Source organism: Nonomuraea glycinis, assembly GCF_035920485.1.
In the GTDB taxonomy this organism is placed as follows: domain Bacteria; phylum Actinomycetota; class Actinomycetes; order Streptosporangiales; family Streptosporangiaceae; genus Nonomuraea; species Nonomuraea glycinis.
Window position 1 is genome coordinate 6,942,836 of record NZ_CP109166.1, and the last position, 15,245, is coordinate 6,958,080.

Annotated in this window: 11 protein-coding genes; 8 read left to right on the forward strand and 3 right to left on the reverse strand. The window is 71.0% G+C overall.

The genetic code is table 11. The annotated features are described in order from the left end of the window. Window positions 1-116: 116 nt before the first annotated feature. Window positions 117-467, reverse strand: coding sequence for a winged helix-turn-helix transcriptional regulator (locus OHA68_RS32630; protein ID WP_189144887.1), 351 nt, complete (start codon window positions 465-467; stop codon window positions 117-119). Between the two features lie 71 nt (window positions 468-538). On the opposite strand from OHA68_RS32630, the gene OHA68_RS32635 reads away from it, so the two are divergent. Continuing rightward, the gene (locus OHA68_RS32635) at window positions 539-1,426 is read left to right on the forward strand and encodes an NAD(P)-dependent oxidoreductase (RefSeq protein WP_327103664.1); all 888 of its coding nucleotides are present in this window, start codon (window positions 539-541) and stop codon (window positions 1,424-1,426) included. Between the two features lie 138 nt (window positions 1,427-1,564). Here OHA68_RS32635 and aceA read toward each other — a convergent pair whose 3' ends face one another. Continuing rightward, window positions 1,565-2,851 carry an isocitrate lyase gene (gene aceA, locus OHA68_RS32640; RefSeq protein WP_327103665.1) on the reverse strand — a complete coding sequence of 429 codons (1,287 nt, stop codon included), beginning with the start codon at window positions 2,849-2,851 and terminating at the stop codon, window positions 1,565-1,567. Between the two features lie 302 nt (window positions 2,852-3,153). Between aceA and OHA68_RS32645 the strand changes: the two genes are divergently transcribed. The 6 genes from OHA68_RS32645 (at window position 3,154) to OHA68_RS32670 (ending at window position 12,543) form a co-directional block, all read left to right on the forward strand. Next, the gene (locus OHA68_RS32645; RefSeq protein WP_189144894.1) at window positions 3,154-4,593 is read left to right on the forward strand and encodes a helix-turn-helix transcriptional regulator; all 1,440 of its coding nucleotides are present in this window, start codon (window positions 3,154-3,156) and stop codon (window positions 4,591-4,593) included. Between the two features lie 53 nt (window positions 4,594-4,646). After that, a complete protein-coding gene (locus OHA68_RS32650; protein WP_327103666.1) occupies window positions 4,647-5,576 on the forward strand; it encodes a glucosyl-3-phosphoglycerate synthase in 930 nt (309 codons plus the stop codon). 165 nt (window positions 5,577-5,741) lie between these two features. Next, entirely contained in the window at window positions 5,742-6,113 is a 372-nt protein-coding gene (locus OHA68_RS32655) for a VOC family protein (RefSeq protein WP_327103667.1), read from the forward strand. A 65-nt stretch (window positions 6,114-6,178) separates the two neighbouring features. Beyond that, the gene (locus OHA68_RS32660) at window positions 6,179-7,387 is read left to right on the forward strand and encodes an acyl-CoA dehydrogenase family protein (RefSeq protein ID WP_327103668.1); all 1,209 of its coding nucleotides are present in this window, start codon (window positions 6,179-6,181) and stop codon (window positions 7,385-7,387) included. An 890-nt stretch (window positions 7,388-8,277) separates the two neighbouring features. Then, a complete protein-coding gene (locus tag OHA68_RS32665) occupies window positions 8,278-12,231 on the forward strand; it encodes a trypsin-like peptidase domain-containing protein (RefSeq protein ID WP_327103669.1) in 3,954 nt (1,317 codons plus the stop codon). A 21-nt stretch (window positions 12,232-12,252) separates the two neighbouring features. After that, window positions 12,253-12,543, forward strand: a complete 291-nt coding sequence (locus tag OHA68_RS32670; RefSeq protein WP_189144899.1) for a CU044_2847 family protein — start codon at window positions 12,253-12,255, stop codon at window positions 12,541-12,543. Here OHA68_RS32670 and OHA68_RS32675 read toward each other — a convergent pair. Next, entirely contained in the window at window positions 12,527-13,471 is a 945-nt protein-coding gene (locus tag OHA68_RS32675) for an extracellular catalytic domain type 1 short-chain-length polyhydroxyalkanoate depolymerase (protein ID WP_327103670.1), read from the reverse strand. The genes OHA68_RS32670 and OHA68_RS32675 overlap by 17 nt on opposite strands. 204 nt (window positions 13,472-13,675) lie before the next feature. Here OHA68_RS32675 and OHA68_RS32680 point away from each other — a divergent pair, with 204 nt between their 5' ends. After that, on the forward strand, window positions 13,676-14,758 hold the full coding sequence (locus tag OHA68_RS32680; protein WP_327103671.1) for an ADP-ribosylglycohydrolase family protein: 1,083 nt from the start codon (window positions 13,676-13,678) through the stop codon (window positions 14,756-14,758). Window positions 14,759-15,245 lie beyond the last annotated feature (487 nt).

Below are 15,245 nucleotides of genomic sequence, written 5' to 3' on the forward strand. Positions count from 1 at the left end.
CAGGGATCGCCCGCAGCCGTACCCACCTTTTTGTGGGTACTTGTCGGTAGGTCGGGGTGGCCCGAAGCTTGGTCGCGGAGGTCGTCGGAGCCAGAGGGAGGAGATTTGGCGGTGCGTCAGGAGACCGGCTGGGACGCGGCCAGCTTCTCCAGGCGGCGATGGCCCCAGTCGGACAGCGGCGCCAGCGCCTCGGAGAGCTCACGGCCGAACCCGGTCAGGGAGTATTCCGTCCGCAGCGGAAGCACGTCGTACACCTCGCGGTGGACCAGTCCGTCGGCCTCCATCTCCCGCAGCGTCTGAGTCAGCACCTTCTCGGTGAGGCCGGGGAGCTGACGGCGCAGCTCACCGGGGCGGCGCGGACCGGACTCCAGCAGCCAGAGCAGGATCGACTTCCACTTGCCGTCGATCACGGCGATGGCGGCGGTCACTCCGCAGAGGTTCGGGTCCTGGGCGCGGCTGCGTGTCATCTGTCATCCGATTCATCGGTACGGGTTGCGCGTCATTTCATGTGATTTGTGGATATTAAGGAGTTTAAGCAATGACCTCGCACACAGAACGATCTGCCGTCACGGTGCTCGGCCTGGGGCCGATGGGCCGGGCCCTCGCCGGGGCCTTTCTGGACGCCGGGGTGCGGACCACGGTCTGGAACCGTACGCCGGGCAAGGACCGGGAGTTGGTCGAGAGGGGCGCGGTGGGCGCCCGATCAGCCGAGGAGGCGGTCGCCGCGAGCGGGCTGACCGTCATCTGCGTGGTGAACTACGACGCGGCGGACGCCGTACTGCGTCGTGCCGAGGTCACCGACGCGCTCAAGGGGCGCACGGTGGCGAACCTGACCGCCGACATCCCCGAGCGGGCTCGGGACAGCGCGGCCTGGGCGGCCGAGCACGGCATCGGCTACCTGGACGGTGCCATCATGACGCCGAACACGACCATCGGCACCCCGGACGCGGTGTTCCTGCACAGCGGCCCGGAGGAGCTCTACCAGGAGCACCGGCCGGTGCTGGACGCCCTGGGCGGCGCCCATACCCACCTGGGTGCGGACATCGGCCGGGCGGCGGCGTACGACATCGCCCTGCTGGACATCTTCTGGACCGCCATGGCGGGCTACGCGCACGCGCTGGCCGTGGCGGGAGCCGAGGGGATCAGCGCGCGGGAGCTGGCGCCGTTCGCGCAGGGCATCGGCGCGATCCTGCCGCCGATCTTCGCGGAGACCGCGGACGAGGTGGACAGCGGCCGGTTCTCCGGTGCGGACAACCCGATCACCTCGGCGGCCTCGTCCATGGCGCACATCGTGCACGCCTCGGAGGCCCATGGCATCGACGCGGGCGTGATGCGCGCGGCCGAAGGCCTGGCGCGCCGGGCCATCGGCCGGGGGCACGGCCAGGACGGTTTCATCCGGATCACCGACGTCCTGAAGCCCCGCTGAGAAGCAGGGTGGCCGCGCCAGGCCGGGGACTGCCTGGCGCGGCCGTCGCCGGGGGAACCTTCCCATGCCCTGGAGGTGGCCGGCGAGATCGGGGGCCCGCTCCGGCCGGAGCGGGCTCGGGCGGGCGTCAGGGGCGGCTCAGTGGGCGAACTGCTCCTCCTCGGTGGAGCCCTTGAGCGCCGTCGTCGAGGAGTCGGGCGCCACGGCCGTGCTGACCAGGTCGAAGTAGCCGGTGCCGACCTCGCGCTGGTGACGGGTGGCGGTGTAGCCCTGCGCCTCGGCGGCGAACTCGGCCTCCTGCAGGTCCACGTACGCGCTCATGCCGTCGGTCGCGTAACCCTGGGCGAGGTTGAACATGGAGTAGTTCAGTGAGTGGAAGCCGGCCAGCGTGATGAACTGGAACTTGTACCCCATGTGCCCGAGCTCCCGCTGGAACTTGGCGATGGTGGAGTCGTCCAGGTGCTGCTTCCAGTTGAAGGACGGCGAGCAGTTGTAGGCCAGGAGCTGGTCCGGGTACTCCGCCTTGATCGCCTCGGCGAAGTGGCGGGCGACGTCCAGGTCCGGGGTGCCGGTCTCCATCCAGAGCAGCTCGGAGTGCGGCGCGTAGGCCAGGCCGCGGGCGACGCACGCCTCCAGGCCGTTGCGGACCCGGTAGAAGCCCTCGGCGGTGCGCTCGCCGGTGGTGAACTCCTGGTCGCGGGGGTCCACGTCACTGGTCAGCAGCGTCGCGGCCTGGGCGTCGGTCCGCGCGATGATCAGGGACGGGACTCCGGCGACGTCCGCGGCGAGGCGGGCGGCGTTCAGGGTCTTGATGTGCTGGCCGGTGGGGACCAGCACCTTGCCGCCGAGGTGGCCGCACTTCTTCTCGGAGGCGAGCTGGTCCTCCCAGTGCACGCCGGCGGCACCGGCGGCGATCATGCCCTTCATGAGCTCGAAAGCGTTCAGCACGCCGCCGAAGCCGGCCTCGGCGTCGGCCACGATCGGCGCCAGCCAGTGCGGGCTGTCGGTCCTGCCCTCCGACCAGGTGATCTGGTCGGCGCGCAGCAGCGCGTTGTTGATGCGGCGCACGACGGCGGGCACCGAATTGGCCGGGTAGAGGCTCTGGTCCGGGTACGTCTGCCCGCCCAGGTTCGCGTCGGCGGCCACCTGCCAGCCGGACAGGTAGATGGCCCGCAAACCCGCCTGCACCTGCTGCACGGCCTGGTTACCGGTCAGCGCGCCCAGCGAGTGCACGTACTCCTCGGTGTGCAGCAGGTGCCACAGCCGCTCGGCGCCGAGCCGGGCCAGCGTGTGCTCCTCCTGGACGCTGCCGCGGAGCTTGATCACGTCCTCGGCGCTGTAGGTCCGCTCGATGCCCTCCCAGCGAGGGTCGTTGTCCCATTCGTCCTGCAGCTGCTCAGCAGCTCCCTTGAGGCGATCGTTCATCGGTCACTCCTTTTCGTCCCCTGGGGCTTGTTGCCGAGTCTCTGCCCTGCCGTACCCCACCACATAGCCCCCTAGAACCAGAAAAAACTCCATTTTTCGACTTTCGCTAACCTGGGCTGCGTGTTCACCTGAGAAGAAATTAGAAATTTTCCCGATGGACTAGACCAATGTCGGCGGTGGAAAGCCGGATCCTCGCTTGGCCAGGGGGATGTGCCGCCCGGCGGTATGGCGGCTAGAAAATAGGCGGATTTTCCGTCTAAGATGCCCCTATGGCGTCCTTGCTAGGCGAAGAACCGCTGTCTTTGACGCAAGAGCTCGATCTGATCGCGTTCGGGCAGCGCCTGCGTCACCTGCGCAAACAGCGTGGCCTCACCCTGTCCGACCTCGGCTCCCGGGTCAGCAGGGCACCCAGTCAGCTCTCCCTGCTGGAGAACGGCAAACGCGAGCCGAAGCTGTCACTCCTCAAGTCGCTGGCCGCCGCGCTCGGCGTCCCCGTGGAGGAGCTGCTGCGCCGGCAGCCGCCGAACCGGCGCGCCCAGCTGGAGATCGCCCTGGAAGAGGCGCAGCGCGACCCCATCTACGCCGGGCTCGGCCTGCCGCGGCTCAAGGTCTCCGCGCGCGTGCCCAACGACGTGCTGGAGCACCTGCTCGGTCTGTACGGCGAACTACGCGCCCGGGAGGCCAGAGGCACCGCGACTCCCGAGGAGGCCCGGGCGGCCAACGCCGAGCTGCGCCGCAGGCAGCGCGAGGTCGGCAACTACTTCCCCGACATCGAGAAGGCCGCCGGCGAGGCGCTGGCCGCGGTCGGCTACCGGGGTGGCGCCCTGTCCCAGAGCGTGATCCAGGGCCTGGTGACACACTTCGGCTACACCGTCCACACCGCCCAGGACCTCCCCAGATCGGTGCGATCCATCACCGACCTCCGCAATCACCGCATCTACGTCAAGCACGAGCAGCTCGGCATGCACACCCCGCGCACGATCCTGCTCCAGACGCTCGGCCACCTCGCGCTCGGCCACGGCAAGCCGCGCGACTTCGCCGACTTCCTGCGCCAGCGGACCGAGGCCAACTACTTCGCCGCCGCGGTGCTCGTACCGGAGAAGGCCGCCACTGTTTATCTGCAGGAGGCCAAGGCGGAGCGGGCGCTGTCGGTGGAGGATCTGCGCGACGTGTTCGCCGTCTCCTACGAGATGGCCGCGCACCGCTTCACCAACCTGGCCACCCACCATCTCGACCTGGTCTGCCACTTCGTGCGCAACGACGCCGGCGGGATCATCTACAAGGCGTACGAGAACGACGGCATCGTCTTCCCCGCCGACGAGCAGGGCGCGATCGAGGGGCAGCGGATGTGCCTGCAGTGGTCGGGGCGGCAGGTCTTCACCTCGCCCGACCGGTTCTCCGTCTTCTACCAGTATTCCGACTCGCCCACCGGCACCTTCTTCTGCGTGGCCCACGTGGACCCGTCCCGGGAGCGGGACTTCGCGATCACCCTGGGCGTGCCGTTCAAGGAGTCGCGCTGGTTCCGTGGCCGTGAGACCACCAACCGCACCAGGTCGAGCTGCCCCAACGGCGACTGCTGCCGCCGTCCGCCCACCGACCTGGCCGAACGCTGGGAGGGGTACGCCTGGCCGTCGGCCCGCGCGAACTCCCACGTGCTCGCCGCCCTGCCGCCCGGCTCGTTCCCCGGCGTGGACGAGGCGGATGTCTACACGTTCCTGGAGCGGCACGCGGTCCTGAGCTGACGACTAGCCGGGGCGAAAAACGGGGATAAAGCCTGATGAACGGGGGTGGTCGTATGCTGCCTGAAGTTCATAGCTGGTTGCGGCGCCGTACGTCGAGCGTCGCGGACTGGCCGGTCGGATCGCTGGTCGAGGCCAAGGGGGATGTCAGCGTCAGCGTGGTGCTCCCGGCGCGCGACGAGCGGGAGACCGTGGGGGAGATCGTGCAGATCATCCGGCGGGAGCTGGCCTGCCTCGTGGACGAGATCGTGGTGATCGACTCACGCTCCACCGACGACACCGCGGTGGTGGCCGCTCGGGCGGGCGCCGCCGTACACGCCCAGGACGACATCCTGCCGGAGTTGCCGCCGCTCGACGGCAAGGGTGAGGCCCTGTGGAAGTCGCTGGCGGTCACCACGGGTGACATCGTGGCCTTCGTAGATGCCGATATCCGGAAATTTCACTCTTCGCTGGTGAGTGGGGTGCTTGGGCCTTTGCTCACCGATCCCACCGTGGCCTACGCCAAGGGCTGCTACGACCGCCCGTTCGACGGCGCCCCCAACGGCGGCGGCCGGGTCACCGAGCTCGTCGCCCGCCCGCTGATCAACCTGCACTGGCCGCTGCTGTCCGGCTTCGTCCAGCCGCTCGCCGGCGAGTACGCGGGCCGCCGCTCGGCGCTGGAGCGGGTGCCGTTCCTCACTCGGTACGGGGTCGAGCTCGGGCTGCTCATCGACCTGCTGGACCTGGCGGGGCTGGACGCGTTCGCCCAGGTGGACCTCGGCTCCCGCGAGCACGCCCCGCAGTCGACGGAGGCCCTCGGCGGCATGGCCGGGCAGATCATGCTGGCCGCCTGGTCACGCCTGCGACGGCAGGGCAAGATCGAGACGTGGCACGTCCCGTCGCCCTGCCTCGACCAGTTCCGGCGGGCCTGCGTCGGGCACGAGATCGTCTCCAGCGACATCGCGATCGCCGAACGCCCACCGATGTTCACCCTCACCACCCACTGACCCGCCCTATCCGCTGACCCGCCCCACCCTGGATCGCGAGCCAATCACCTGTCGCCCTGGGCCGAGCCACCGCCTGTTCGGCGACCGCCTGTTCCACCCCCGGCTGTTCCGCTTTTGGCCGTTCCGCCCTGCCTGTTTTGGTCTTGGTGTGGGTAGGGGGTCGGCATGGCTTGCCGGATCACTGAATTGGTGCTCGACTGTCGCGACCCTGAGCGGCTGGCCGCGTTCTGGTGCGAGGTGCTCGGCTTCAGCGTGATCGAGCGCGAAGAGGGGGCCATCGAGATCGGGCCCGCCGAGGGATCCGGCGGGCTCCAGCCGACGCTGGTGCTCAGCCCGTCCGACGACCCCAAGCTGCAGAAACTCCGGCTGCACATCGACGTCAACGCCACCGATCGCGACCAGGACGCCGAGCTGACGCGACTGCTGGCCGCCGGGGCGACGCACGCGGACGTCGGGCAGAGCGGCCAGGAGCCCTGGTACGTCCTCGCCGACCCCGAGGGCAACGAGTTCTGCCTGCTGCGCCGCCGCGTGACCTGACCTTTCCGGTCGTACCTACTGACCAGTAGGGTATTACCGTGTCGGAAATTTCAGGAAGTGACCACGTGAGCGGCTTTAGTCTTGATCTTGGCGAGGATGTCGCCGAGGTGCGCGGCTGGGTGCATACCTTCGCCCGCGACGTCATCCGGCCCGCCGGCGCCGAATGGGACGAACGCGAGGAAACCCCCTGGCCCGTCATCCAGGAAGCCGCCAAGATCGGCCTCTACTCCCTCGACTTCTTCGCCACCCAGTGGTTCGAGCCGAGCGGGCTGGCACTGCCGGTCGCGTTCGAGGAGTTGTTCTGGGGAGACGCGGGCATCGGCCTGTCGCTCGTCGGCACCGGCCTGGCCGCCGCCGCGCTGTCCGCCAACGGCACCCCCGAGCAGATGGGGGAGTGGCTGCCGCAGATGTTCGGCACCGAGAACGACGTCAAACTGGGCGCCTTCTGCGCCTCCGAGCCCGACGCCGGCTCCGACATCGGCTCCATCCGCACCCGCGCCACCTACGACAACGGCGACTGGATACTCAACGGCGTCAAGACCTGGGTCACCAACGGCGGCATCGCCAACGTGCACGTCGTCGTCGCCTCGGTGGACCCCGACCTGGGCACCCGGGGCCAGGCCACCTTCGTCATCCCGCCCGGCACACCCGGCCTGTCCATGGGCCAGAAGTTCGCCAAGCACGGCATCCGCGCCTCGCACACGGCGGAGGTCGTCCTGGACCACGTCCGCATCCCCGGCTCCTGCCTGCTCGGCGGCAAGGAGAAGCTGGACGCCCGCCTGGCCAGGGTCCGCAACGGCGAGCGAGCCGGCGAGCAGGGGGCCATGCGCACCTTCGAGACCACCCGCCCCACGGTCGCCGCCATGGCGGTGGGCATCTCCCGCGCCGCCTTCGAGTACGCCAGGGACTACGCCGGCGAACGCGAGCAGTTCGGCCGCAAGATCGGCCAGAACCAGGCGATCGCCTTCCTCCTCGCCGACATGGCGACCCGCGTGGACACCGCCCGCCTGCTGACCTGGCGCGCCGCCTGGATGGCCAGGCAGGGCAGGCCCTTCGAGCAGGCGGAGGGCTCGATGTCGAAGCTGGTCGCGGGGGAGACGGCCGTCTGGGTGACGGAGCAGGCGATCCAGATCCTCGGCGGAGCCGGATACACCCGCGACCATCCGGTGGAGCGCTTCCACCGGGACGCCAAGATCTTCACCATCTTCGAGGGCACGAGCGAGATCCAGCGAATGATCATCGGCCGCGCCGTCACCGGCCTGCCGGTGCGGTGATAACACCCCGCGGCCGGACCTTCCGGCCGCCCAGCGACAGGTCTGCTGATGTACGAGTGCGCCCCGCTCCTTCCTGCTGGGAGGAGTGGGGCGCATTTTCGTGTTTGCGCAGTCAGTCCTGAGGCTCACGGACCACGGAAGCGAGAACCGCAGGAACGGTCAGACGGCTCTCCACGTCGTGCACTGGTTGTTCGTTCCTGAAGGACGCCAGCAGAATCTGATATCGGTGGGGTTGGACCGTAGGGGGTGGACCCAGCACAAGCTGCTGAGCGTCGGCGCGTCATAGCGGATGAGAGTGCCGCCGCTGTACCTCACCGTGCCCCACACGTCGGAATCGGGGTAGTGGCCGAGCCTCCTGCAGACAGTCAGCTCCGTATGGCTGGAGTTGATCTCCGCGTGGCCCCAAGTGTTTCCCACCCTGACCGTGTGGGCTTGTGCGGGTGCGGCCATGGCTAGAGTCGTCGCGGCCGTAGCGATGGCTACTTGCCCAATCCGCATGATTTTCGTACGCATGGTCGTCTCCTTCATTCGATCCAACAGTGCGGACTCATGTCCGCATCTGCTGACCCGAAGGTCGGGCTGGCTCAAGCCTTACCTCTGGCGAGGAACCGGGCGAGGGCGACAACCGGCCACTTACCGGACATTTGAACCGCCGGTTCTCGTGGAGACCGCGGTCAGCCGACGACCTGCTGCCGTCGGAGATCGCGATCGTCTGCCGGATGGCCAGGGCGACCCTCGGCGCGGACCATCCCGTGCCGTGGGAGACGTTCGCCGCTGGTGCCCCCCGACTCCGTCGCGGACATGCCCAACTGCTCGACGCGGTCTGGGGCTGAGCAGCGGGCCTGGCGGTCTCGTCATCCGGCGGGCCCGCGTCTGCCTAGGGTGGGCTTATGCCTGTGCGTACGTGGGTGGTCGCGGTGTTCACCGACGAGGAGGGGGTCTCCCCGGCCGGTTCCGGGGTCCTCGTCGCCGATGGGCAGGTGCTGACCAGCGCGCACGTGGTCCCGGAGGACGGCGTCTGCTGGGTGTGCTTCCCCCTGTCGGACGACGGTTTGACCCTGTTCCGTGCCGAGTGCGCAGGCCGGCGCGACGAGGTCGGGGCCGATGTGGCGCTCCTCGTCCTGACCGGCCCGCAGCCGCCGGACGTGGAGCCGGCCCCGGTGGCCTGCGTGAAGGACGAGGTCCTGAAGGACTCCCCCTGGTCGGCGTACGGATTCCCGGACGGCAGCCCGTTCGCCACCCAGGCGGGCGGCACGGTCGGCGCGCAGGCCGGCTACGGCTGGGTGGCGCTGCGCACCGAGTCCCGCCACCCGCTCGCCCGGGGTTTCAGCGGCTCCGGGCTGTGGTCCGAGCGGCACCAGGCCGTCGTGGGGATGCTCGGCCGGTACGAGTCCACCCAGGGCGACGGCCTGGCCCTCACCCTGCACACGGTCGACCGCCTGCTGCCGCGGGCGCGGCTGGGTTACCGCGCGGAGCGGGCGGGGGAGCTGGCCATGACCGCCTGGGGCTGGTCGCTGACCGATGATCCAGAGGCGGGGCGGCACTGGCGGCCACGGGCTCGCGGGGTCTCCCGGGACAGCGAGCGCGGCCACCGCTTCACCGGGCGCGGCGAGGTGCTGAGTCGCATCGTCGCCTGGCTTGACGGCGAGCGGCCCGCCTACAGCGCGCTCGTGGTGACCGGCTCCCCAGGGGTGGGGAAATCGGCGGTTCTCGGCAGGATCGTCACTACCGCCGATCCAGCCCTCCGCGCCGGGTTACCCGACTCCGACACCGCGGTCCGGGCCACACCGGGTTCGGTCGGCTGCGCCGTACACGCCAAAGGCAAGACCGCGCTGGACGTCGCCGCGGAGATCGCCCGAGCCGCGGGAGTGCCGCGACCGGAGCGGCTGGAGGACCTGGTCGCGGCGCTGGACGCCGGCCCGAGGCTCAACCTGGTCATCGACGCGCTCGACGAGGCCGGCACGCCCGCCCAGGCGCGGGAGCTCATCACCGGCCTCGTGGTGCCGTTGGCGGAGACCTGCCAGGCCGTGCGGGTCGTCGTGGGCTGCCGCCGCCGCGACGACGAGGGCGATCTGCTGCTCCGGTTCGGGCGGGCCGGGGAACTCCTCGACCTGGACGATCCCGCGCTGTTCCGGGAGGCCGATCTCGCCACGTACGCGCTGGCCACCCTGCGGTCCGCGCGCGCCGACGGCAACCCGTACCTGGAGGACGGGGCGGCCCGCCCGGTCGCCGACCGGATCGCGGCGCTGTCGGCGGGCAACTTCCTCGTCGCCGGGCTGATGGCCCGCGCGCACGGCCTGCACGACACCGTCGCCGCCGGCCCCGGCGAGCTGTCCTTCAGCCCCACCGTCGACGGCGCGCTGCGCGACTACCTCGCCAAGCTGGGCCCCGAGGCCGGTGACCTGCTGACCGCCCTGGCCTTCGCGCAGGCGCCGGGCCTGACCGTCGAGGTGTGGCGGACGGCGATCCAGGCGCTGTACGGACACGCGCCGGAACGGGAGGCGCTGATCAGGTTCGCCGGATCCTCGGCCGCCAACTTCCTGGTGGAGTCCGGGCGGACGTACCGGCTCTTCCACCAGGCGCTCAACGACACGTTGCTGGCGGCCAGGGCGGAGTTCCACCCGCGCGAGGACGACGAGCGGGCCCTCGCCAGGGCTTTCCTCGCGTACGGCGTCCGCGTCGGCTGGGCGTCCGCCCCGGACTACCTGCTGCGCTCGCTGCCCCCGCACGCGGTCAACGGGGGAGTGCTGGACGAGCTGCTCGCCGTGGACGACCACCCGCTGCACGCCGACCTGATGCGGCTGATCCCGCTCGCGCGCGGCGCGGTCACCCGGCAGGGCAAGCAGCGGGCCCGCCTGCTTCGCTCCGTCCCGCAGGCGGTGACCGCCGGCCCGGACGAGCGGCTGGGGATGCTGAGCATCGCCGAGGCCCTGGACGCCCTGGGGGACACCTATCAGCGGATGCCGCACCTCTCGCCGTACCGGGCGATGTGGGCGCGGGTCGAACCCCGGCTGATGGAGACGGTCCTCACCGGCCACGACGGCCCGGTCAACGGCGCCTGCGCCGTGACCGTCGAGGACCGCACCCTCCTGGCCACCGCCGGCGAGGACGAGACCGTGCGCCTGTGGGATCCCGCCACGGGCACGCGGGTGCGCACCCTCACCGGGCACACCGCGGGAGTCACCGCCGTCCGAGCGCTCACCTTCGCAGGCCGTACGGTGCTGGCCACTTCCGGCATGGACCGGACCGTACGGCTCTGGGACCCCGCGACCGGCGCCTGCCTGCGCACGCTGGCCGGGCACACCTATGGCGTCACCGGCCTGTGCGCGCTGACGGCGGACGGCCGCACCCTGTTGGTCTCCACCAGCGACGACCGGACGGCCCGGATCTGGGACCCGGTCACCGGCCGCTGCCTGCGCACACTGTCCGGGCACACCGGCGAGGTCACCGCGGTCTGCGCCGTCACCCTCGGCGGCCGTGACCTGCCGGTCACCGCGAGTCAGGACAGGACCATCCGCCTGTGGGACCCGGACACCGGCGCCTGCCTGCACACCTTCGCCGGCCACACCGAGGGGACCAGAGGCCACTCGCACCGCGTCACCTCCGTCTGCGCCCTCACCGTGGACGGCCGCACGCTGCTCGCCTCCACCAGCCGCGACCGGACCGTCCGGCTGTGGGATCTGGCCACCGGCGCCTCCCTGCACACCCTGACCGGGCACACCAGTGAGGTGACCCATGCCTGTCCCGTCACCGTGGACGGGCGCACGCTGCTGGTCACCACGGGAGGCGACAGGTTCGTCCGGATCTGGGATCCGGCGACGGGAGAGCCGGTCGGCAGCCTGGGCGGCCACACCGACGCGGTCACCTCCGTCTGCGCCCTCACCTCCGACGGTCAGCCCCTGCTGGCCACGACCGGCCGCGACCGCACCGTGCACCTGTGGGCGGCCGACACCGCCACCACGCACCGCCCGCACCGGACGCTCCCGTACGGGGTCACCGGCCTCGGCCTGATCAGCGCCGGCGACCGGCCCGCGCTGGTGACGACGGGCCGCGACAGCATGGTTCACCTCTGGGATCCGGAGACGGGCAAGCACCTGCGCAGCCTCAGCGGGCACATGTTCACGGTGAGCGCGGCCTGCGCCCTCACCGTGGATGGGCGCGGCCTCCTGGCGACCACCGGCGAGGACCGGACCGTACGGCTGTGGGATCCGGCCACCGGCGCGTGCCTGCACGTTCTCGCGGGACACGACAAGGGCGGCACCGCCGTGTGCGCCGTCCAGGGGATGCTGGTGACGACCGGCCGCGACCACACGGTACGCGTCTGGGACCCGGCCACGGCCACCCTCCTGCGCACCATGACCGGGCACACCGCCGCCGTCACCGCGGCCTGCGCCATCGGCCCGGCCCTGCTCGCCACCGCGAGCCGCGACACGACGGTCCGCCTGTGGGACCCGGCGACCGGCCTGGCGCACGGCGTCTTCGTCGCGCACGAGCGAGCGGCGGTCACCGGCCTGTGCGCCCTTCGGTACGACCACCGCCCGCTCATGGTGACCACGAGCCGCGACCGGACGGCCGGACTGTGGGACCCGGCCTCGGGCGATCACCTGCGCACCTTCCGCGGGCACACCGACACGGTCACCGCCGCCTGCCCGGTCACCGTGGACGGCCGCGCGCTGCTCGCCACTTCCAGCTATGACCGCACGGTACGCCTGTGGGACCCCGCCACGGGCGCGTGCCTGCGGGTCGTGCCCGTCCAGCACGAGGCTCTAGCGTTGACCGCGATCCCCGGAGGCGTGGCGGTCGGCCTGACCGCGGGCGTGCTCGCCGTCCGGCTGTCGTGGTGAGTTAGTGGTGAAGGGAACCGTGTGACGAACGTCGTCAGGTATCAGGTGGACGAGCACACCACCGTGGCCTTCGAGATCGACCCTCCGCCGGGCTACCAGCCCGCCGGGGCCAAGGCGGTCGCCGGCTCGGTCCAGGATGCGTTGGAGCCGGCCATCGAGGCCGCCCGCGTCGTGCTGGCGAAGATCAAGGAGGTACGGCCGGACGAGGTGCAGGTGAAGTTCGGGATCAAGGTGAGCGGGACCACCAGCTGGCTGGTCGCCAAGGCGGCGACGGAGGGCAACTTCGAGGTCACCCTCACCTGGAAGTCCTAGACGGGCGCGCCGGTGTCGCCGTGGGGCCGTCGTCGAGGCCGAGGAAATGGACGGCCATGGCCGCCATGCCGGCGGTCGGGATGGTGTGGCCGACGCCGTCCAGGCTGATCGCCTCCACCGCGGTGCCGTACCGGGTGCGTGTCCAGTTGGGCCGCGGGTGGTCGGTGGCGGTAGGGGTCCGGGCGAGGCCGTGGACGTCGGTCCACTGCTTGATCTCCTCGGCGAGGTTCGGGTAGCGCAGGGTGCCGTCCCGGGTGCCGTGCCACACCTGGATGCGCGGCCGGGGACCGTCGTAGCCGGGGTACGCGGCACGTACCAGGTCGCCCCACTGCCGGGGCGTCCTGGTGAGGGTGCCGTGGGCGCACGAGCGGTTCCAGCCGGAGCCGTCGGTGGCGGCGAAGCAGCCGAGCGGCACACCCGCGAACGCGGCGCCCGCCTTGAACACGTCGGGGTAGGCGCCCAGCAGGACGTTGGTCATCATGGCGCCGGAGGACGAGCCGGTGACGTAGACCCGGCCGGGGTCGCCGTTGGCGCGCTGCTGGACGTACCTGACCATGGAGACGATCCCCACGGGGTCGCTGCCGCCGTCGCGCCTGAGCGCCTGCGGCGAGGAGACGTCGAAGCACGAGCCGCTGCGGGTCGCCGACGGGTAGACGACGACGAAACCGTACCGGTCGGCGAGGGCGGCGAACTCGGTGCCGGCGTGGAAGGCGGGGCCGGAGCCGGTGCAGTAGTGCACGGCCACCAGGATCGGCGGCCGGGGTCGCACGCCGGGGGGCACGTACAGGTGCATCCGGAGACCGGTGGGGTTCGCGCCGAAGTCCGTCACCTCGGTGAGCCCGGCCGGCCGGGCCGGGGACGCGCTGATCAGCCAGGCGAAGACCAGCGTCACGGCGACGGCCAGGACGCCGAGAACTCTGCTCCTCATCGGCTCTCCTGCTCTCTCGGACCGCGAGGGTTCCTGGAACATTCCGGATTCTGACAGAGAAGTCCCGCCGGTGGTTTCCTGCCGTACCTGGGACGATGCCCGCCGTGCCGGCCGTGGCCCCGGAAACGTCCCGGATCCGCCGTGACGGCGGGCGCGGCCTGCGTCTAGAGTCGCCTGCGGCGGGCGGCGGCGAACGGAGTGACCATGGAAGTGGGTCGGGTGCGCGGTTGCGTGCTCGGAGGTGCGATCGGGGACGCCCTGGGCGCGCCGATCGAGTTCGAGTCACTGGCCAGGATCCGCGCCCTGCACGGCCGCGCGGGGGTGACCGGGCTCGTCGCCGACTGGCGGGGGAAGACCGGGCTGGTCACCGACGACACCCAGCTGACGCTCTTCACGCTGGAGGGCCTCATCCGCGCCGACGTGCGCGTCACGCTCAAAGGCATCTGCCACCCTCCCTCCGTGCTGCGCTCGGCCTACCTGCGCTGGCTGGACACCCAGCGGTACGACGCGCCGCCGCCCGGCCAAGGCGAGCATCACCGTACGGGATGGCTGCGGGAGCAGGGATGGCTCTACTCCCGTCGCGCCCCCGGCAACGCCTGCCTGTCCGGGCTCCGCGTCGAGCCGGACCACTACGGCTCTCCCGGCCTGCCGGGGCCGGTCAACCCGCGCTCCAAGGGCTGCGGCACGGTCATGCGGTCGGCGCCGTTCGGGCTGCTGGGCGGCTCACCACGGCAGATCTTCGACCTGGCCGCCGAATGCGCGCAGATCACCCACGGGCACCCGACCGGCCAGCTGGCGGCCGGCGCCTTCGCCGTGCTGATCCACCACCTCATGCACGACGCGCCGCTCGACGACGCGGTGGCGGGCGCCCTGGAGGTCCTGGCCGCCTACCCGGCGCACGAGGAGACCACGGCGGCGCTCCGGGCCGCGACCGCACTCGCCCGCAAAGGCGACCCGACCCCGGAGAAGCTGGAGATCCTCGGCGGAGGCTGGGTCGCCGAGGAGGCGCTCGCGATGGCCGTCTACTGCGCGATGGCCCAGCCCGACGTCGAGCGGGCCCTGCTGCTGGCGGTCAACCATTCGGGCGACAGCGACTCCACGGGCGCGATGTGCGGTAACATCCTGGGCCTCGTCCACGGCGAATCGGCGCTGCCCGGCGAGTGGCTGAACGCCCTGGAGGGACGCGCCACCATCACCGAACTGTCCGACGACTTCGTCACCCAACTGACCCACGGCCACCGGACCACCAGACGCGCAGACTGGCTGACCAAGTATCCGGGCGCCTGAGCGGACGACCTACCAGCGTTTTGACCTCTCACCATCTGGCTTGGGCGAATCTTCGGTCATCGGCATCGGTGCATGGCGGCCGATGTCACCATCCGGGGTAGCGGTCGTTCCAGTACGGATCCGCTGCAGCGGCGTACTCGCTGCCGCCGGGGCTCTCGGTCACCTGCAACGCCAGGTCACGTGCGAGCGTGTCCATGACCCACACCAGCTCCAGCCTGCTGAGGAGCCCGAGTGCTCACACATCGGCACCGTGCCGTGCCCCGAGCGGGGCGCCGGTGACAACGGCGACCGACTGCTGCCCGGGAGCCCGCCGCGCCTGGATCAGGACCGCGCAGAGTCTGACGGACCCGGTTCAGCGTGCCTGGCCTCGGCGGAGACGCCGCCAAAGATGTACGGCACGCACCATCGGCAGTCGGTCGGTCTCGTGGATGGCGACGTTGCCCATGGAGACCTCGAGACGTCGGATGAACGCTGATCCTCCTACCTC